This window comes from Streptomyces sp. NPDC002309, assembly GCF_053593375.1.
The window spans coordinates 34,618-53,809 of sequence record NZ_JBSFCI010000001.1; the positions used below are offsets into that span (position 1 = coordinate 34,618).

Below are 19,192 nucleotides of genomic sequence, written 5' to 3' on the forward strand. Positions count from 1 at the left end.
AAGTCAATGGGGCTTCCGCACACGGCACTTGAGGAAGACCACCCGGTGCGGCGCCCCCTCCGCGTACGCGCCGCCGACGCGTCACGGCCCGTCCACGGCGCGTCCACCCCGCTCGCCTAGGGTCCCTGACCGCACGACCTCGCCGCCGACCGGTGGCGGGGCCGGTCACGGCACCTCTTGGAGTGAGAGTGGAACGTCGCAACCTCCTGCGTGCGGCCGTCCTCGGCGGCTCGACGGCAGCGCTCGGCGGCAGCCTGTGGCGCGGCGCCGCGTTCGCGGCCCCCGCCCAGCCGGGCACGGGCCCCTACGGTGCGCTCGGTTCCCCCGACGCCAACGGCATCAGGCTCCCCAGCGGCTTCACCAGCCGGGTGATCGCCCGTTCCGGGCAGCGCGTCACCGGCACGTCGTACACCTGGCACAACGCCCCTGACGGCGGCGCCTGTTACACCGATGGCACGGGCTGGATCTATGTGTCCAACTCGGAGATCAACCCCTCCGGCGGCGCGAGCGCGGTGAAGTTCTCCTCGACGGGCACGGTCACGTCGGCGTACCGCATCCTCTCCGGCACCCGCACCAACTGCGCGGGCGGAAAGACCCCGTGGAACACCTGGCTGTCCTGCGAGGAGGTGTCCCTCGGCTACGTCTTCGAGACCGACCCGTGGGGCGTGCAGGCGGCGGTGCGCCGTGACGCCATGGGCCGCTTCAAGCACGAGGCCGCGGCGGCCGACCCCGTCCGCAGGGTCGTCTACCTGACCGAGGACGAGACGAACGGCCGCTTCTACCGGTTCGTGCCGGCGACCTGGGGCGATCTGTCCTCCGGCACGCTCCAGGTGATGGTCGCGGGGTCCGCCACCTCGGGCTCCTTCACCTGGGCGAACGTGCCCGACCCGGACGGCTCCCCGACCGCCACCCGCTCCCAGGTGTCCGGCTCGAAGTCCTTCAACGGCGGCGAGGGCTGCCACTACGCCGACGACACGGTCTGGTTCACCACCAAGGGCGACAACCGCGTCTGGCAGGTCAACCTGACGAACAACACCTACGAACTGGCCTACGACGACTCCCTCGTCAGCTCCGGCACGGCCCCGCTCACCGGCGTCGACAACATCACCGGCAGCTCCTCCGGCGACCTGTTCGTCGCGGAGGACGGCGGCAGCATGGAGATCTGCGTGATCACCCCGAACGACGTGATCGCCCCCTTCCTCCGCATCGACGGCCAGTCCGGCTCGGAGATCACGGGACCGGCGTTCTCCCCCGACGGCCGGCGCCTGTACTTCTCCAGCCAGCGCGGCACGAGCGGCAGCTCGTCCGGCGGCATCACGTACGAGGTGACGGGCCCCTTCCGCACCTGAGTCCGGTCGCGGCCGCGTCCCCGTCGAGTTCGCCGAACCGGTCGAGCCCGCCGGGAGCGCGGCCCCTCGACGCCGGGACGGCCGGCCCACGAGGTGGCACGGTGGACGCATGAGACTCTCGCCCGCCGAGGCTCGGCGGCGTTTCGTCACCGCGTCGGTCGCGCGGCTGGCGACGGCCGGCGCCGACGGGACGCCGCACCTCGTGCCGGTGACGTTCGCCGTCGTCGACGAGGTCCTGTATTTCGCCGTGGACGACAAACCCAAGAGCACCCGGGACCTGCGCCGGTTGCGCGACATCCGGGAGAACCCCTCGGTGGCGGTGCTGGCCGACCACTACGACGAGGACTGGTCGGCACTGTGGTGGGCCCGCGCCGACGGCCGGGGGGAGATCCTGGAGGACGGGCCGGAAAGCCGTCGCGCCGTCGAGTCGCTGCGCGGCAAGTACACCCGCCACGACCAGTACGGGAACTCCCCTCCCCCGGGCCCCGTGGTCGCCGTCCGCGTCACGCGCTGGAGCGGCTGGACCTCCACCTGAGGCGCACAACAATCACAAAATGGCCACATCTCCCCCGCGTCACGCGACCCGGCAATACGTTCATCCCCTCACGTGACACGCCTGGGGGGACGACATGACCAACCCGTACATCGCACCGCAGCCGCCCGCCGTTCGTCCGGCCCCCGGGTGGGCCCGCAAACGGTACGTACTGCCCGCCCTGGCCCTGGTCCTCTTCCTCGGCGTCGGGATCGGCGCGGGCGGCGGTGAGAAGACGACCGACGCGAAGCCGGTGTCCGCCTCACCCGCGCCGACCATGACCGTGACGGCGACCGCGACCGCGACGCAAACCCCGGAAGCCGAGCCGGCGCCCGCGGTGACCGTCACGAAGACGGTCACCGCGACCAGGACGGTCACCGCCGAACCCGCGGCCGACGGCGGCTCGGACGACTCGTCCGGCTCGGACGCCGTGTACTACGGCAACTGCAGCGAGGCACGGGCGGCCGGCGCCGCCCCGATCCATCGCGGTGAACCCGGCTACGCCTCGCACCTGGACCGGGACGACGACGGCGTGGCCTGCGACGCGTGAGTCAGCGGCCGAGGAGGCCGCTGGGCAGGATCGCGTTGAGCGGGGTGACCGGGTGCCCCACCTCCAGCGACCCGAGCAGGCCGCCGAGCAGGGCGCTTCCGGGCACCTCCTTGGCCGTGTCGGGGGCCGGGGCGGCCTGGGCGGTGGGGGCGGCGGCCACAAGGGCGGCGGCCATGACGGAGACGCACACGAGCTTCTTGATCATGTGCGGCCTAACGACGCACGCCGGCCCCGGGCAACACCCGTCACCCGGTTGCCTCTCCGCCGGCCGTGATCCACCTGCGGCACTCCTCCACGCCACGGGCATGCGCCGTCCGTCGGCGGTCCACGTCCGGGTGGAAGACTCACCGCCACCACGTCCCGTCCACGACACCCACTCCGCCACTGGGGGCTCCATCCATGGCCACGACCATCCGCAGGGCAGTCATCCCCGCCGCCGGCCTCGGTTCCAGACTTCTTCCGCTGACCAAGGCCACGCCCAAGGAGATGCTGCCCGTCGGTGACAAACCCGTCATCGAGCACACCGTCCGGGAGCTCGTGGCGTCCGGCATCACCGACATCACCATCGTCGTCTCGGGCGGCAAGGGGCTCATCCAGGACCACTTCCGGCCCAACCCCGCGCTCGTCGCGCAACTGCGCGCCGACGGCAAGGCGGCGTACGCGGACGCCGTGGAGGAGGTCGGCGAGCTGTCCCGGCTCGGCCACATCACCTACCTCGACCAGCACGGCCCGTACGGCAACGGCACGCCCGTCCTCAACGCCGCCCGCAACTTCGGCGACGAGCCGATGCTCGTGCTCTGGCCGGACGACGTGTTCGTCGCCGAGGTGCCGCGCGCCCAGCAGCTGATCCGCGCCTACGAGGCGACCAGCTGCCCGGTCCTCGCGCTGATGCCGATGGACCCGGCCGACTCCCAGCGGTACGGCGTCCCCGTGGTCAGGGAGGACCTGGACGAGGGGCTGCTGCGCATCACCGGCCTGGTGGAGAAGCCCAAGCCGCAGGACGCGCCCTCGGCGTACGCGGCCATCGGCGGGTACGTCGTCACCCCGGGCATCGTGGACGAGCTGCGGGAGCAGACCGAGCGCTGGTACGAGCACCGGACCGGCGAGATCTACCTGACCGACGCGATCAACGCCTACGCCGGCAGCCGCGCCGTGTACGGGCAGGTCATCCAGGGGCGCTGGTACGACACCGGCAACCCGCTCGCCTACCTCACCGCCCAGTTCGCCGCCGCCCTGGCCGACCCCGAGTACGGCCCGCCGCTGCGCCGGCTCGCCGCGGAGCTCGACGGGCCCGCCGAGGGGCGGTAGGGCGGCGCCCGGCCCCGGCACGCCGAAGAGGGCGGCACCCCCGCACAAGGGTGCCGCCCTCTCCTCGTACTCCGGAACCGCCGCCGGATCGTGAGGGTCGGGATCAACGGCGGTTTCGGGGCCCTGGGTCAGCGGTGGTCGCTGCCCGTCGACTGCGACGCCGCGCGGCCCGCCTCCAGACGCGCCACCGGAATCCGGAACGGCGAGCAGGAGACGTAGTCCAGTCCGACCTCGTGGAAGAAGTGGACGGACTCCGGGTCACCGCCGTGCTCGCCGCAGACGCCGAGCTTGAGGTCGGGACGGGTCTCGCGGCCGGCCTTCACGGCGGCGGCGACCAGCGAGCCCACGCCGTCCCTGTCGATCGTCTCGAACGGGGAGACGCCGAAGATGCCCTTCTCCAGGTAGGCCGTGAAGAACGAGGCCTCCACGTCGTCCCGGCTGAAGCCCCACACCGTCTGCGTCAGGTCGTTGGTGCCGAAGGAGAAGAACTCGGCGGCCTCGGCGATCTGGGCGGCGGTCAGCGCGGCGCGCGGCAGCTCGATCATGGTGCCGATCGCCAGCTTCAGCTCCGTGCCGCTCGCGGCCTCGACCTCCGCGATGACCTTGTCGGCCTCGTCGCGGACGATCTCCAGCTCCTGGACGGTGCCGACGAGCGGGATCATGACCTCGGCGCGCGGGTCGCCCTTCGCGGCCCGGCGCGCGGCCGCGGCCTCGGCGATCGCGCGGACCTGCATCGTGAACAGTCCGGGGATGACCAGGCCGAGGCGGACGCCGCGCAGGCCCAGCATCGGGTTCTGCTCGTGCAGCCGGTGCACGGCCTGGAGCAGGCGGAGTTCGTTCTCGTGCGGCTCCTGACGGGACTCCGCGAGGGCCACCCGGACCGACAGCTCGGTGATGTCGGGGAGGAACTCGTGCAGCGGCGGGTCGAGCAGCCGGATGGTGACGGGCAGGCCGTCCATCGCCTCGAAAAGCTCCACGAAGTCCTTCTTCTGGAGCGGCAGCAGCTCCTTCAGCGACTCCTCGCGCTCGGCCTGCGTGTCCGCCAGGATCAGCCGCTCGACCAGTTCGCGGCGGTCGCCGAGGAACATGTGCTCGGTGCGGCACAGGCCGATGCCCTGTGCGCCGAAGCGGCGTGCGCGCAGCGCGTCCTCGGCGTTGTCGGCGTTGGCGCGCACCCGCAGCCGGCGCTTGCGGTCCGCGAACGCCATGATCCGGTGGACCGCCTCGACGAGCTCGTCGGCGTCGTCGGCGCCCGCGTGCATCCGGCCCTCGAAGTACTCGACGACCGGGGACGGCACCACCGGCACCTCGCCGAGGTAGACCTTGCCCGAGGAGCCGTCGATGGAGATGAGGTCGCCCTCCTCCACGACATGGCCGCCGGGCACCGTCATCCGGCGGCGCTTGGTGTCGACCTCCAGCTCCTCCGCGCCGCAGACACAGGTCTTGCCCATGCCGCGGGCGACGACGGCCGCGTGGGAGGTCTTGCCGCCGCGCGAGGTAAGGATGCCCTCGGCCGCGATCATGCCGTCCAGGTCGTCGGGGTTGGTCTCGCGGCGGATCAGGATGACCTTCTCGCCGGAACGGGACCACTTCACGGCGGTGTACGAGTCGAAGACCGCCTTGCCGACCGCCGCGCCGGGCGAGGCCGCGATGCCCCGGCCGACCTGCTCGACCTTGGCGCTGTCGTCGAAGCGGGGGAACATCAGCTGGGCGAGCTGGGCGCCGTTGACCCGCTGGAGGGCCTCGGCCTCGTCGATCAGGCCCTGGTCGACCAGCTGGGTCGCGATCCGGAAGGCGGCACCGGCGGTGCGCTTGCCGACGCGGGTCTGGAGCATCCACAGCTGACCGCGCTCGATCGTGAACTCGATGTCGCACAGGTCCTTGTAGTGGTTCTCCAGCGTCTCCATGATCTGCATCAGCTGGTCGTACGACTTCTTGTCGATCCGCTCCAGCTCCGCGAGCGGGACGGTGTTGCGGATGCCCGCCACCACGTCCTCGCCCTGGGCGTTCTGGAGGTAGTCGCCGTAGACGCCCTGGTGGCCGGAGGCGGGGTCGCGGGTGAAGGCGACGCCGGTGCCGGAGTCGGGGCCGAGGTTGCCGAAGACCATCGAGCAGACGTTGACCGCGGTGCCGAGGTCGTGCGGGATGCGCTCCTGGCGGCGGTAGAGCTTGGCCCGGTCGGTGTTCCAGGAGTCGAAGACCGCGTGGATGGCGAGGTCCATCTGCTCGCGCGGGTCCTGCGGGAAGTCCCGGCCCGCCTCCTTCTTGACGATCTTCTTGAAGGAGGTGACGAGCTTCTTGAGGTCGGCGGCCTCCAGCTCGGTGTCGACGGTGACCTTCTTGGCCTCCTTGGCCTTCTCCAGCGCCTCCTCGAAGAGTTCGCCGTCGATGCCGAGGACGGTCTTGCCGAACATCTGGATGAGGCGGCGGTAGGAGTCCCAGGCGAAGCGGTCGTCGCCGGCCTGCTTGGCCAGGCCCTGGACGGACTTGTCGGACAGACCGATGTTGAGGACCGTGTCCATCATGCCGGGCATGGAGAACTTGGCGCCCGAGCGGACCGACACGAGGAGGGGGCTGTCGGCCTGGCCGAGCTTCTTGCCCATCGTCCGCTCCAGCACGTCGAGGTGCGCACTCACCTCGTCACGCAGTGCCGCGGGCTCCTCGCCACTGTCGAGGTAGACCTTGCAGGCCTCGGTGGTGATGGTGAAGCCCGGAGGGACGGGAAGGCCCAGGTTGGTCATCTCGGCGAGGTTGGCGCCTTTGCCGCCGAGGAGGTCCTTGAGGTCCTTGTTGCCCTCGGTGAAGTCGTAAACGAACTTCACGGCCTCAACGCCGGTGCCGGATTCGGCTACCTGGGGATCTTTGTTTTCCGACACGGTCTCGACTCCTCGAGGACGCGGTGGCTGCCCTGACGGCGAGGAACATACCCAGATCGAAGGCGCCTGGGTACGTCTACTTGTGCGTCATGTGCCTGTAACCAGTCATCCGCCACCGGATCGAAAGTCAAGGCTTGGTATGGGGTGACGCAGTCATGTTTTCACTTCTTGAACGCGGTGTCACCCGAAGACCGGGCTTCGTGCTCATCTGAGCGGCCTACGCCGCGTCTGATTTCGATCGATGAACGATCAAGGGGTGGCACTGAGTGCCAGCCTTTGGAGAAGTGCAGTCGCCCATGATCCGCTCATCTGAGCGCAGCCCTTATCAGAGGTGGCGAGAATCACGCTGCCACAGGCGACGGGATTTCACCATGCGGACGTGGTCGAGAGACGGAAACGTGCTCGTCACACGCCCAGTGCCCGCAGTCGCTCCTCGACCCGGTCCGGCGCGTAGAGGTGCTCCACGACCAGCGCGGCCGCCCCGACCAGCCCGGCCCGCTCCCCGAGCCGTGAGGTCACGATGTCCAGCCGGGCCGTGGAGCGCGGCAGCGCCCGTTCGTACAGCAGCTCCCGTACGCCGGTCAGGAAGGGTGTTCCGGCCAGATCCCCGGCCACCATCAGCACCCCCGGGTTCAGCAGCGTCACGACGGTCGCCAGCACCTCCCCGACCCGGCGCCCGGCCGCCCTCGCCTGTCCCACCGCCTCCGGATGCCCGGCCGCCAGCAGCCTGCGCACATCCGAACCGGACGCCGCCGGCAGACCCGACTCCGCCAGCCGCCGCGCCACCGCGCCGCCGCTCGCGACGGCGGCCAGACAGCCGTAGGAGCCGCACCGGCACAGCGTGTCGGCGCCCTCCGGCACCCGGATGTGCCCGATGTCCCCGGCGCCGCCGTCCACGCCCCGGTAGACCGAGCCGTCGACGACGACGCCCGCGCCGATTCCGGTGGAGACCTTCACGAGGACGAACGCCGAGCAGTCGGGGTGACCGGTGCGCTGTTCGCCGTAGGCCATCAGGTTCGCGTCGTTGTCGACCAGGACCGGGACGGGTCCGGCGCCCGTGTGCTCGGTGAACGCCGCGGCCAGCCGGCGGCGTATGTCGTAGCCGTCCCAGCCCGGCATGATCGGGGGCTGGACCACCCGGCCGGTGTCGGTGTCGACGGGGCCGGGGACCGCGAGGCCGATGCCGCACACCTCGTCGGCGCTGTGGCCGGCCGTCCGCAGCAAGTCCGCGAACCACCGCCCGAGTTCACCGAGGACCGGCTCCGGTCCGTCCTCGACGACCAGCGTGCCGGCGTGCTCGGCGAGCAGTTCGCCGGTCAGCGAGAGCACGGCCGCGCGGGCGTGGCGGGTGTCGAGGTCGGCGGCGAGGACCACCGCGTGCTCGTCGTCGAACTCCAGGGTGATGGCCGGGCGGCCACCGAGCGGGGAGTCCACCGGGCCGCCGGCCCCCTCGCGCAGCCAGCCCGCTCGGAAGAGGCGGTCGAGGCGCTGGCCGACGGTGGCCCGGGACAGGCCCGTGGCCTGCTGGAGCGCGCCCCGCGTGGTCGCGCGGCCGCTGCGCACGAGGCCGAGCAGCTCGCCGGCACTGGCCTGGGTCGTGTTGCGTCCGGTCATGCGCACCCCCTTGTGTTTCCCAACCCTGCATTACATAGTGGGTTTTGCGTGTTAAATAGACGTAACTCTACGGTAGCCGGGGCCGAACCGGCCGGCCGGACGTCTTCCGGGGAGCCCCGAGTGGATCGCACCGCGCACCTCACCGACCGGCCGGCACCGCGCGCGGTCGCATACGATCGCGCCGCCGGGGCCGAGTCCGCGCACCTCAGGGCCGAGCGCGTGCTGGCGGGCAACTGGACCGGAACGTCGACGGTGCCCTCGCGCGGGCTGTATCCCCACCAGTGGTCCTGGGACTCGGGGTTCGTCGCGATCGGGCTGCGGCACCTGTCGCCGTTACGGGCCCAGACGGAGCTGGAGACGCTGCTGGCCGCCCAGTGGGGCGACGGGCGGGTCCCGCACATCGTCTTCAACCCCTCCGTCCCCTTCGACGCGTACTTCCCGAGCCCCGACTTCTGGCGTTCCTCGGCCGCGGGGCGGGCCGCGGGCGCCCCGCGCACCGTACAGACCTCCGGCATCGTGCAGCCACCGGTGCACGCGTTGGCGGCGTGGCTGGTGCACCGTGCCGACCCCGGGCTGTCGCGGGCGCGCGGCTTCCTCGCCGGGGTGTACCCGCGGCTGGCGGCCTGGCACCGCTATCTGCTGCACCGGCGCGACCTGGGCGGCGCGGGGCTCGCGTCGGTGGTCCACCCCTGGGAGCAGGGCATGGACAACAGCCCCTGCTGGGACGCCCCGCTCGCCCGCGTCACCCCGGCCCCGGCCCGCTCCTTCCGCCGCGCCGACCTCGCCCACGGCGCCCCCGAGGACCGTCCGACGGACCTGGACTACGGGCGGTACGTACGGCTGGCGGCGGACTACCGCGACGCCGGCTACGCCGACGGGACGAGCGACTTCGCGGTGGAGGACCCGGCGTTCAACGCGCTGCTGATCGCCTCCGAGCACGCGCTCGCGCGGATCGCCGGGGAACTGGGCGCGGCAGGAACGGCCCGCCGCACGCGGGCGGAACGGCTGACGGACGCCTTGGTCGCGCGGCTGTGGGACCCGACGGCGGGAATGTTCCTGTGCCGGGACCTGCGCACCGGCGCGCCGATCCCCGAGCGCGCCGTCTCCGGCCTCGTCCCCCTCCTCCTGCCCACCCTCCCCCGCGAGATCGTCGCCGCCCTCGTGCGCACCCTCGACGGGCCGCACTTCCGGGCCCGGCTGGTGCCCAGTTACGACCTGCTCGGCGCGGCCTTCGACCCGCACCGCTACTGGCGTGGACCGGCGTGGTTCAACACGAACTGGCTGCTGGAGCGCGGGCTGCGGGCACAGGGCGCGACCGCGCGGGCCGACGCCCTGCGCGACGCCGTGATCGACACCGCCGACGCGTCCGGGTTCGCGGAGTACGTGGACCCGCACACCGGCGAGGCATGCGGCGCGACCGGCTTCAGCTGGACCGCCGCACTCACACTCGACCTGTTAAAAACCCACGGCGCAGGCGCCGCCGAAGGAGGGGACCGGGGATGACGGACCGGCATCATCTGCTCGTGCACGGAGGGACGTTCGCCGCCGTCGGCGACAGCGGGGACATCAGCGGCGTACGCGGCCACGGCTCACCGGACGGCCTGTTCGTGCGCGACGCCCGCCATCTGAGCCGCTGGCAGCTCACCGTCGACGGGCATGTCCCCGAGGCGCTCGCTCCCGTCGCCGACGGGGACACCGCCCGCTGTGTCCTCGTGCCGCGCGGCGGCCGGCAGGAGCCCTCCGCGTACGCGGTCTTCCGCGAACAGGCGGTGGCGGACAGCTCGTTCGTGGAGCTGCTGCGCGTCACCGGCAACCGCCCGGCGCCGGTCACGGTCCGTCTCGCGCTCACCGTCGACGCCGACTTCGCCGACCAGTTCGAGCTGCGCTCCGACCACCGCACCTACGCCAAGACGGGCGCCGTCCGCTCCCGCCAGGCCGTCACCGGCGGAGTGGAGTTCGCCTACCGGCGCGGCCAGTGGCACTCCTGCACGACGGTGACCGCCGACCCGGCCCCGGACGCCGTGGAGGAGACCGGCACCGGCGCACGGCGCCTGGTGTGGAACCTCGACCTCGCACCGCACGGCACGGCCGAGCTGACGCTGCGCGTCATCGCCCGTCCGCACGGCGAGAAGCGCGCGCTGCGCGTGCCCCGCTCCCCCGCCGCCGTGAGCGAGCAGGTCCTGGCGATGGAGGGCGGTTTCATCGAGGGCGTGGCCTTCCCGACCGGCTGGCCGGAGCTGGCGGCGGCCTGCGCGCGGGGCCTCGCCGACCTCGCCGCGCTCCAGGTGCCGGCCACCGGCCCGGACGGCGAGGACCTGCGCGTCCCGGCCGCGGGAGCGCCCTGGTTCCTGACCCTGCTGGGCCGTGACGCCCTGCTGACCTCGCTCTTCGCCCTGCCGTACCGGCCCGGGCCGGCCGCCGCCACCCTTTCCGCCCTCGCCGCGACCCAGGCGACGGCCACGGACCCCGCCTCGGTCGCCCAGCCCGGCAAGATCGTGCACGAGGTGCGGCACGGCGAGCTGGCGCACTTCGGGCAGGTGCCGTACGGGCGGTACTACGGCTCGGTGGACGCGACCCCGCTGTTCCTGGTGCTGCTGGGTTCGTACACCGAACGGACCGGGGACACCGCCCTGGCCCGCCGACTGGAACCGCAGGCCCGTGCCGCCGTCGGCTGGATGCTGGACCACGGCGGGCTGACCTCGCGCGGCTACCTCGTCTACCGCGCCGACCAGGGCGGCCTCGCGAACCAGAACTGGAAGGACTCCCCCGGCGCCATCTGCTCCGCCGACGGCAGCCGCCCGTCCGGCCCGCTGATGGCGGCGGGCGCGCAGGGCTACGCGTACGACGCGCTGCGCCGCACGGCGTGGCTGGCGCGCACGGTGTGGGACGACCGGACGTACGCCGCGCTGCTGGAGCAGTCGGCCGGTGATCTGCGCGACCGCTTCCAGCGGGACTTCTGGATGCCGGACCGGTCCTTCCCCGCGCTCGCCCTGGACGGCGAGGGCCGCCGGCTGGACGCGCTGGCCTCGGACGCCGGGCATCTGCTCTGGTCGGGGCTGCTGGACAAGGAGTACGGCGAGGTCGTCGGCCGGCGTCTGCTGGAGCCCGACTTCTTCTCCGGCTGGGGCGTGCGCACGCTGGCGGCCGGACAGGCCGCGTACCACCCGCTGTCGTACCACCGCGGCTCGGTCTGGCCGCACGACAACGCGCTGATCACCCTGGGCCTCGCACGCTACGGGCTGCACGACGAGGCCCGCACCGTCGCCCACGCGCTGATCGACGCGGCGACCGCGACCGGGCACCGACTGCCCGAGGTGCTCGCCGGCTACGGCCGGGACACGCACGCCGAGCCGGTGCCGTATCCGCACGCGTGCGTGCGCGAGTCACGGGCGGCCGCGGCACCGCTGGCTCTGCTGACGGCCGTCGGGGGCGCGTGATCCCGGGCGGCGGTGATATTCCGCTGTGCGCTGAACGCGGCGGCGACCGTGGCCGTACCGGAGGTCGGCGGATTCGCTCCCCCCACGCACGGCGGATCCGCCGCCCACCGCGTTGCATACGGAAGGACTTCTCTGGTGGCCGCCTTCACGCGCCTGCGCAGATCTGAGGCATCGACGGATCCTGCCGAAGGCACCGAGCCACCGGAGCAACCGGCGCCCGTGGACGGCCCGGTGACCGCCGAGGCGGTCGAGGCGGTCGAGGCGGTCGAGGCGGTCGAGGCGGTCGAGGCGGTCGAAACCGCTGATACCTCCGAAGCCGCCGAGACCACTGAAACCGTCGCGACCACCGAAACCGCCGAGACCGCCGAGACCACCGAGACCGCCGAAACCGCCGAAGCCGTCAAGACCGTCGAGGCCGGTGAGGAGGCGGCCGGTGGGAGCGACGGGGACGGGGGGACCGCCGCGGGTGGGAGTTCCCGCTCCCGGCGATCTCTCGTCGCCGCCCTACCTCGTCTCCGCCCTCAAAGGCTCCTGCGCGGGTGGCGTGGCCGCCACCCCGGCGCCGCCCGCGCCCTGGGGGCGGTGCTCACCGGACTCGCGGTGCTGCTCGTGTTCGCGTCGCTCCTGTTCCCCAACGCGCCGGAGGATCTGCGGCCCGAGCGGTTCCTGCGGATTCCCGCCGAGGCGATCGTCACCGCCGTGGTGCTGCTCGTGCCTCCGCGGCGCATACGGACGGTGCTGGCGGCGCTGGCCGGAGCCGTGCTCGGCGCGGTTTCCGTGGTGAACCTGCTGGACCTCGGCTTCGAGCAGTATCTGGGCCGCGGTTTCAACCCGGTCCTGGACTGGGAACTGCTGGACGACGCGCAGTCGTACATGGTGGACACGATGGGGCGTTCGACCACGCTGATCGCCACGGTCGCCGTGTTCCTCCTCGTCCTGCTGCTGGTCACGGGCACGGCACTGGCGACGGTCCGCCTGGCGGGCCTGCTGGGCCGCGACAAGGCCGTCGCGAGCCGCGCCACGCTGATCGCCGGCACCGTCTGGATCACCTGCGCCATCCTGGGACTCCGCGTCGGCGGGGTGCCGGTGGCCGCCGACCAGGCCACCGCGGCCGTGCAGGCGAAGCAGCAGTTGGTGGAGTGGACGCTCAAGGACGAGGCGGCGTTCGCGAAGCAGGCCAGGAACGACGTCTTCGGTGCCACGCCCGGTGATCAGTTGGTGCCGGACCTGCGGGGCAAGGACGTCGTCTTCGCCTTCATCGAGAGCTACGGCCGCACCGCGATCGAGGACCCGGTGACCGCGCCCGGTGTCACCTCGGCCCTGGACACCCGTACCGAGGCGCTGGCCGCGGCCGGCTTCCACGCGCAGAGCGGCTGGCTCACCTCGGCGACGTTCGGCGGCAGCAGCTGGCTCGGCCACTCGACCTTCCTGTCCGGCCTGTGGATCGACACCCAGCAGCGCTATCGGACCGTGACGACGGGCGAACACCTCACCCTCACCAAGGTGTTCCAGAAGACCGGCGCCTGGGACACGGTCGGCGTGATGCCGGGCGTGCAGAAGGCATGGCCGGAGCAGAGGTTCTTCGGCCTGGACAACGTGTACGACGCCTTCGAACTGGGCTACAAGGGCCCGAAGTTCAGCTGGTCGACCATGCCGGACCAGTACACGCTGGAGGCGTTCGAGCGGCTGGCGCACGGCAGGGAACGGGACAAGCCGCTGATGACGGAGCTCATCCTGACCTCCAGCCACCAGCCATGGGCCCCGCTGCCGAAGATGGTCGACTGGGAGGACCTGGGCGACGGCTCGCTCTTCGGGCCCATCGAGAAGGCGGGCAACCGGGCGACGGACATCGTGTCCGACGCGGCCCGTTCCAAGGAGGAGTACGGCAAGTCCGTCGTGTACTCCGTGACCAGCCTCACCGAGTGGCTCGAGCGCTACGGCACCGACGACACCGTCCTGGTCTTCCTGGGCGACCACCAGCCGCTCGCCAAGGTGACCGGCCCCGACGCCAGCCGGGACGTGCCGGTGTCGATCGTCGCCAAGGACCCGAAGGTGCTGGACGCGATCGCGGACTGGGGCTGGACCGACGGGCTGCGGCCCACGCAGGACACCCCGGTCTGGAAGATGAGCGACTTCCGCAACCGCTTCCTGACGGCGTACGGGTCGACACCGTCGGGCAGGACCGGCTGACCGGCGACGGACCGGCCGGCCGGCCGTCGAGAAGGGACCGGCCGGCCGGATCGAGGCGGACGCGGTGATCAGCCGCCGGAGGTGTCCAGTTCGGCCTCCTCGCCGACGCCCGCGCAGTCGTACGGGTCGTTCAGCCAGCCGTCCGGCAGCACCACACGGTTGTTGCTGGACGTACGTCCGCGGGGCCCGTCGGCGCCGACCGGCCAGGGCTGGTCGAGGTCCAGTTCGTCCAGCCCGGCGCGCAGCTCCTCGAGCGAGGACGTGATCGCGAGGCGCTTACGCATCTCGGAGCCGACCGCGAAGCCCTTCAGGTACCAGGCGACGTGCTTGCGGAAGTCGATGACGCCGCGCGCCTCGTCGCCGATCCACTCACCGAGCAGCGTCGCGTGCCGGACCATGATGTCGGCGACCTGGCCCAGGGCGGGGCGTGTGACGTCCTGCTCGCGCCCCTCGAAGGCGGCCACCAGGTCGGCGAACAGCCACGGCCGTCCCAGGCAGCCGCGCCCGACCACGACCCCGTCGCAGCCGGTCTCCCGGACCATCCGCATCGCGTCCTCGGCCGACCAGATGTCGCCGTTGCCGAGCACGGGGATCTCCGGCACATGCTCCTTCAGCCGGGCGATGGCGTCCCAGTCGGCGGTGCCGCCGTAGTGCTCGGCGGTGGTGCGGCCGTGCAGGGCGACGGCGGCCACGCCCTCCTCGACGGCGATCCGGCCGGCGTCGAGGTAGGTGAGGTGGTCGTCGTCGATGCCCTTGCGCAACTTCACCGTCACCGGCAGCTCACCGGCGCCGCTGACCGCCTCGCGCAGGATGGCGCGGAACAGGTTCCGCTTGTACGGCAGGGCCGAGCCGCCGCCCTTGCGGGTCACCTTCGGCACCGGGCAGCCGAAGTTCAGGTCGATGTGATCCGCCCTGTCCTCGTCCGCGATCATGCGGACGGCCTTGCCGACGATGGCCGGGTCCACACCGTAGAGCTGGATCGACCGGGGCCGCTCGCTCGCGTCGAAGTGGACCAGTTGCATGGTCTTCTCGTTGCGCTCGACGAGCGCCCGGGTCGTGATCATCTCGCTCACGAACAGGCCCTTGCCACCGCTGAACTCCCTGCACAGGGTACGGAAGGGCGCGTTGGTGATCCCGGCCATGGGGGCCAGGACGACGGGCGGCTGGACGGTGTGCGGACCGATCTGCAGGGGCGTGGACATTCCCCCATTGTGCCGTGCGACGAGTTTCCCCAAATCGTTAGTTAACCGCACTATCGAAATAGCGTACGATGGAGTCCATGCCGGAGCTCAGCCCACGCCGCCGTCTGCTGGTTCTCGCGATCTGCTGCATGAGTCTGCTGATCGTGAGCCTGGACAACACCGCCCTGAACGTGGCCCTGCCCTCGCTGCAGGAGGACCTGCGCACCGGGACCTCCGGGCTCCAGTGGACGATCGACGCCTACACCCTCGTTCTCGCGTCCCTGCTCATGCTCGCGGGCTCCACGGCCGACCGGATCGGGCGCAAGCGGGTCTTCATGGCCGGGCTGGTCGTCTTCACCATCGGCTCCGCGCTCTGCTCGGTGGCGCCGGACCTGGACACGCTGGTGATCTTCCGCATGGTGCAGGCGGTCGGCGGCTCGATGCTCAACCCGGTGGCGATGTCGATCATCACCAACACCTTCACGGACCCGCGTGAGCGCGCCCGCGCGATCGGGGCGTGGGGCGCGGTCGTGGGCATCTCGATGGCCATGGGCCCGCTGGTCGGCGGCCTGCTGGTGGAGGCGGTGAGCTGGCGTGCGATCTTCTGGGTCAACCTCCCGGTGGGCGCCGCCGCCCTGCTGCTGACCCTGCGGTTCGTCCCCGAGTCACGCGCCCCGAAGGCCAGGCGGCCCGATCCGGTGGGCCAGTTGCTGGTGATCGCGCTGTTCGGGGCGCTGACCTACGCGATCATCGAGGCGCCGAGCGCCGGGCTCGCGACGGTGCTGCCCTTCGCGGCGCTGGCACTCGCCGCGCTGCTGGGGCTGCTCGCCTATGAACCACGGCGCGCCGAGCCGCTGATCGACATCCGCTTCTTCCGCTCGGCGCCCTTCAGCGGGGCGACCGTGATAGCGATCAGCGCGTTCGCGGCGCTGGGCGGCTTCCTGTTCCTGTCGACGCTGTACCTCCAGAACGTCCGGGGACTGGACGCGCTCCACGCCGGCCTGTGGATGCTGCCGATGGCGGTGCCGATGTTCCTGTGCGCCCCGCTGGCCGGGCGGCTGGTGGGGAGCCGGGGGCCACGGGTGCCGCTGCTGATCGCGGGGCTGGGGATGACGGCGAGCGCGGTGCTGTTCGCGGCGTTCGAGGGCGAGACGTCCGACGTGACGCTGTTCGTCGGGTACGTGCTGTTCGGCGTGGGCTTCGGGTTCGTGAACGCGCCGATCACGAACACGGCGGTGTCGGGGATGCCGCGGGCCCAGGCCGGCGTGGCCGCCGCCGTCGCCTCCACCAGCCGCCAGCTCGGTCAGACGCTGGGGGTCGCGGTGGTGGGCGCGGTGCTGGCGGCGGGGATCGGGACGTCGTCGTACCGGGAGGCGTTCGTCACGGCGGCCCGGCCCGGATGGTGGGTGCTCGTGCTGTGCGGTGCGGCCGTCCTGGTCTTCGGAGTGCTGACCAGCGGACGGTGGGCCCGCGGGACGGCCGAGCGGACCGCCGCGCGGCTGGAGCCGGGTGCGGCACGGCAGACGGTGGGGGCCGCGGAGCGTCCCTAGTACCGCGTCGGTCGAGGTTGCCCGCGACGGGGCGAACCTCGGCCGACTCGGCACCAGTGCCTTTCCCGGCCCGTTTCCTCGCCCCAGGGCACAGCTTGGCCAACTCGACGTGAAGAGATCCCCGTTGATGTTGATCCTGCTGCACACTCCTTGCTGCGCGAGGAGACAGCCGGGCGAACAGGTCGCCGGACCGGACGTGGGAGGCGTCATGCCGCAGATCGACACGAGCAAGGTCAGCCGGTGGGACCAGCACGGACGGGAGCACGTGGTCCGCGTCCGGCGCACGGGGGTTGTGAGCTGCTGTCGGATGACAGCGTTTGAGTGGGTTCGGGTGCGCATGGGTGAGGGCTCGGCTGTTCATGGACGGGTCGTGCTTGGAACGGGGGTTCTTGTTTCGAATGGGTGACCTTTCCCGGTGGTGTTCGTTGGGTGTGATGGCGGGTGTCTCGGGTCTTGGCTTGGAGCGAGGGTGTTCGTGGTGGGTGGGCTGCGGGAGGTGGCGGCGCCGTTCGTCGTCCTTGGCCCGTCCGGGGTGGCGGTGCGTGACCGTCTGAGGCATCTGACGCCCGAGGACAAGAGGGTGCTCGGGCTGGTGGGCGCGCATCTGGGGTCGCTGGCGTCGAAAGACCTCAAAGCCCGGTGCGTGGACGGGCTTGCGCACTCCGCCGAGAGATGGGCGGCGCGGAAGCGGGAGCTGACGGCCCAGTCGTCCTCGCGGTGGGCGGGGAGTATCACCAAGGCCACGCACGACCAGTGGGCGCTGGCCCGGCGCGGACAGGCAGCGCATGTGCAGTCTCTCGAGGCCGACGTCCAGACGATCCGGCACCGCCTGTCGCTCCCGGTCGGCGAGAAGGGCAGCAAGCGCGCTCCCGGCGGCTACCGCTCCACCCGCGAATGGTTCAGCAAGACGCGCCGCCTCCATGTCCTCGAAGACCGGCTCGCTACGGTCCGCGCCGACCGGGACAAGGGTGTCGTGCATGTGGTGCGGGGCGGTAAGCGTCTGCTGGGCACCCGCCACCATCTCGACGAGGCGCAGCTCACCGAGGCCGAGTGGCGGACGCGCTGGGAGGCTGAGCGTTGGTTCCTGTCCGCTGACGGGGAGTCCGGCAAGAGGTTCGGGAACGAGACGATCCGTATCTCGCCGCAGGGTGAGGTGTCGATCAGGCTCCCGGCCCCGCTCGCAAACCTGGCCAACGCCGGGCACGGCCGGTACGTACTCGCCGCCACGGTGCGCTTCCCTCACCGGGGACAGGAATGGGCCGACCGCGTCGAGGCCAACCGGGCGGTCGCCTACCGCATCCACCACGACGTCCAGCGGGGACGCTGGTACGTGACGGCCTCCTGGCAGCTCCCACCGACGAAGACCGTCCCGATCGACGCAGCCCTCGCCCACGGCGTGATCGGTGTCGACACCAACGCCGACCACCTCGCCGCCTGGCGCCTCGACGTCCACGGCAACCCGACCGGCCGTCCCCGCCGCTTCTTCTACGACCTGTCCGGCAGCACGGACCATCGTGACGCCCAGGTCCGCCACGCCCTGACGCGGCTGCTGAACTGGGCGAAGACCTGCGGCGTCAAGGCCATCGCGGTCGAGGACCTCGACTTCACAGCGGACAAGACCCGCGAGAAACACGGCCGCCGACGCCGATTCCGGCAGCTCATCTCCGGCATGCCCACCGGCAGACTGCGCGCCCGGCTGACCTCCATGGCCGACGCCACCGGCATCACGGTCATCGCCGTCGACCCGGCCTACACCAGCAAGTGGGGCGCACAACACTGGCAGAAGCCGATGGCCGGCCCCACCCGTAAGACCACCCGACACGATGCCGCGAGCATCGCGATCGGCAGGCGCGCCCAAGGGCATCCGATCCGGCTGGGGGCACCTCCCAGGCCCTTAAGGCACTGGGGGAGGACGACACCGCCCCGTGCACACCAGAGCGATGCGCACGGGCATCGGACCGTCCAGGCCGACCGGCGTGCCCCTGGGCGTGAGGGACCCCGCCCCCGCATCCCCGGACCACGGACACGATCCGTGCCGCCGGACGCGGCGAGAACGCGGGCGACCAGGACATCCACAACCGTTCGGGATGTCCGCAGTGACCAGGAATGGGTCCAAGACCCACTCCTGCACACTGAATAGGAACGGTGCAGCGCACGATCAGGTGCGACAGTGCGGCTGGCGCCGGAGCGCGCAGTTCCTGCCCTGTTTGAAGGCCCTGCCCTGTTTGAAGGCGCAGGAGCACCTCGCGGAGGCCCATCAGGCGACGGTGGACCCGAGCACCTGATCCACACCCGGGATTAGGCCCGCAGGCCCCGCACCACCAGTTCCATCACCGCAGCGAAGTCGCCTCCGCACCCGGCCGCTCCCCATCGGGGCGTGACAGGGATCGTGGCAGCGCCCGGTGCCGAACACCGCGCTCGCGGTGACCCGCGGGTCGGCGGCCGTGAACGCGCCGACCGCCACCCCCGCCTCGACCATCCGGGCCAACTGGGCGGTCAGCTCCGCGATGTGCTCCGAGACCGCCACGCCGCTCTCACCGGTCAGCACCCTGTAGGTCGCGAACAGCTCCGGATCGTCGCCCGCCTTGCGGGCGAGCTTCGCACC

At 71.7% G+C, this 19,192-nt stretch carries 14 protein-coding genes; 9 read left to right on the forward strand and 5 right to left on the reverse strand.

Translation table 11 applies throughout. The annotated features are described in order from the left end of the window. Positions 1 to 188: 188 nt before the first annotated feature. The 3 genes from ACWCPM_RS00155 to ACWCPM_RS00165 all read left to right on the forward strand — a co-directional run bounded on the left by ACWCPM_RS00155 (position 189) and on the right by ACWCPM_RS00165 (position 2,431). The gene (locus ACWCPM_RS00155; RefSeq protein WP_450973841.1) at positions 189 to 1,349 is read left to right on the forward strand and encodes an alkaline phosphatase PhoX; all 1,161 of its coding nucleotides are present in this window, start codon (positions 189 to 191) and stop codon (positions 1,347 to 1,349) included. Positions 1,350 to 1,458: 109 nt separating this feature from the next. After that, positions 1,459 to 1,884 carry a TIGR03668 family PPOX class F420-dependent oxidoreductase gene (locus ACWCPM_RS00160; RefSeq protein ID WP_450973842.1) on the forward strand — a complete coding sequence of 142 codons (426 nt, stop codon included), beginning with the start codon at positions 1,459 to 1,461 and terminating at the stop codon, positions 1,882 to 1,884. Positions 1,885 to 1,978: 94 nt separating this feature from the next. Then, positions 1,979 to 2,431: an excalibur calcium-binding domain-containing protein gene (locus tag ACWCPM_RS00165; protein WP_450973843.1), complete on the forward strand. Its 453-nt coding sequence runs from the start codon at positions 1,979 to 1,981 to the stop codon at positions 2,429 to 2,431. 1 nt (position 2,432) lies between these two features. Here ACWCPM_RS00165 and ACWCPM_RS00170 read toward each other — a convergent pair whose 3' ends face one another. Then, positions 2,433 to 2,636: a hypothetical protein gene (locus tag ACWCPM_RS00170; RefSeq protein WP_450973844.1), complete on the reverse strand. Its 204-nt coding sequence runs from the start codon at positions 2,634 to 2,636 to the stop codon at positions 2,433 to 2,435. A 194-nt stretch (positions 2,637 to 2,830) separates the two neighbouring features. Here ACWCPM_RS00170 and ACWCPM_RS00175 point away from each other — a divergent pair, with 194 nt between their 5' ends. Continuing rightward, positions 2,831 to 3,739: a UTP--glucose-1-phosphate uridylyltransferase gene (locus ACWCPM_RS00175; RefSeq protein WP_450973845.1), complete on the forward strand. Its 909-nt coding sequence runs from the start codon at positions 2,831 to 2,833 to the stop codon at positions 3,737 to 3,739. Positions 3,740 to 3,867: 128 nt separating this feature from the next. On the opposite strand, the gene ppdK is transcribed toward ACWCPM_RS00175, so the two are convergent. Together ppdK and ACWCPM_RS00185 are read right to left on the reverse strand one after the other, a co-directional pair. Then, on the reverse strand, positions 3,868 to 6,615 hold the full coding sequence (gene ppdK, locus ACWCPM_RS00180) for a pyruvate, phosphate dikinase (protein WP_450973846.1): 2,748 nt from the start codon (positions 6,613 to 6,615) through the stop codon (positions 3,868 to 3,870). A gap of 405 nt (positions 6,616 to 7,020) precedes the next feature. Further along, the gene (locus tag ACWCPM_RS00185) at positions 7,021 to 8,229 is read right to left on the reverse strand and encodes an ROK family protein (RefSeq protein WP_450973847.1); all 1,209 of its coding nucleotides are present in this window, start codon (positions 8,227 to 8,229) and stop codon (positions 7,021 to 7,023) included. A 120-nt stretch (positions 8,230 to 8,349) separates the two neighbouring features. On the opposite strand from ACWCPM_RS00185, the gene ACWCPM_RS00190 reads away from it, so the two are divergent. The 3 genes from ACWCPM_RS00190 (at position 8,350) to ACWCPM_RS00200 (ending at position 13,856) form a co-directional block, all read left to right on the forward strand. Continuing rightward, a complete protein-coding gene (locus tag ACWCPM_RS00190) occupies positions 8,350 to 9,732 on the forward strand; it encodes an MGH1-like glycoside hydrolase domain-containing protein (RefSeq protein WP_450973848.1) in 1,383 nt (460 codons plus the stop codon). Further along, positions 9,729 to 11,666 (forward strand): amylo-alpha-1,6-glucosidase, encoded by a 1,938-nt coding sequence (locus tag ACWCPM_RS00195; RefSeq protein WP_450973849.1) that lies wholly within the window; start codon positions 9,729 to 9,731, stop codon positions 11,664 to 11,666. Before ACWCPM_RS00190 ends, ACWCPM_RS00195 begins: the two co-directional genes overlap by 4 nt. A 135-nt stretch (positions 11,667 to 11,801) precedes the next feature. Then, positions 11,802 to 13,856, forward strand: coding sequence for a CDP-alcohol phosphatidyltransferase (locus tag ACWCPM_RS00200; RefSeq protein WP_450973850.1), 2,055 nt, complete (start codon positions 11,802 to 11,804; stop codon positions 13,854 to 13,856). A gap of 68 nt (positions 13,857 to 13,924) precedes the next feature. On the opposite strand, the gene dusB is transcribed toward ACWCPM_RS00200, so the two are convergent. Further along, complete coding sequence (dusB, locus tag ACWCPM_RS00205) at positions 13,925 to 15,058, reverse strand: tRNA dihydrouridine synthase DusB (RefSeq protein ID WP_450973851.1); 1,134 nt, start codon at positions 15,056 to 15,058, stop codon at positions 13,925 to 13,927. 77 nt (positions 15,059 to 15,135) lie between these two features. On the opposite strand from dusB, the gene ACWCPM_RS00210 reads away from it, so the two are divergent. Both ACWCPM_RS00210 and ACWCPM_RS00215 read left to right on the forward strand, forming a co-directional pair. Then, complete coding sequence (locus ACWCPM_RS00210) at positions 15,136 to 16,587, forward strand: MFS transporter (RefSeq protein ID WP_450973852.1); 1,452 nt, start codon at positions 15,136 to 15,138, stop codon at positions 16,585 to 16,587. A 478-nt stretch (positions 16,588 to 17,065) separates the two neighbouring features. After that, the gene (locus tag ACWCPM_RS00215) at positions 17,066 to 18,727 is read left to right on the forward strand and encodes an IS200/IS605 family accessory protein TnpB-related protein (protein ID WP_450974080.1); all 1,662 of its coding nucleotides are present in this window, start codon (positions 17,066 to 17,068) and stop codon (positions 18,725 to 18,727) included. 117 nt (positions 18,728 to 18,844) lie between these two features. Here the strand turns inward: ACWCPM_RS00215 and ACWCPM_RS00220 are convergent, their stop codons facing one another. Beyond that, a complete protein-coding gene (locus tag ACWCPM_RS00220) occupies positions 18,845 to 19,135 on the reverse strand; it encodes a hypothetical protein (RefSeq protein ID WP_450973853.1) in 291 nt (96 codons plus the stop codon). Positions 19,136 to 19,192: the final 57 nt, after the last annotated feature.

Coding starts and splice junctions, on each gene's coding strand:
- ACWCPM_RS00160 (WP_450973842.1), top strand. CDS start 1,459: ATGAGACTCTCGCCCGCCGAGGCTCGGCGGCGTTTCGTCACCGCGTCG.
- ACWCPM_RS00165 (WP_450973843.1), top strand. CDS start 1,979: ATGACCAACCCGTACATCGCACCGCAGCCGCCCGCCGTTCGTCCGGCC.
- ACWCPM_RS00170 (WP_450973844.1), bottom strand. CDS start 2,636: ATGATCAAGAAGCTCGTGTGCGTCTCCGTCATGGCCGCCGCCCTTGTG.
- ACWCPM_RS00175 (WP_450973845.1), top strand. CDS start 2,831: ATGGCCACGACCATCCGCAGGGCAGTCATCCCCGCCGCCGGCCTCGGT.
- ACWCPM_RS00185 (WP_450973847.1), bottom strand. CDS start 8,229: ATGACCGGACGCAACACGACCCAGGCCAGTGCCGGCGAGCTGCTCGGC.
- ACWCPM_RS00195 (WP_450973849.1), top strand. CDS start 9,729: ATGACGGACCGGCATCATCTGCTCGTGCACGGAGGGACGTTCGCCGCC.
- dusB (WP_450973851.1), bottom strand. CDS start 15,058: ATGTCCACGCCCCTGCAGATCGGTCCGCACACCGTCCAGCCGCCCGTC.
- ACWCPM_RS00210 (WP_450973852.1), top strand. CDS start 15,136: ATGCCGGAGCTCAGCCCACGCCGCCGTCTGCTGGTTCTCGCGATCTGC.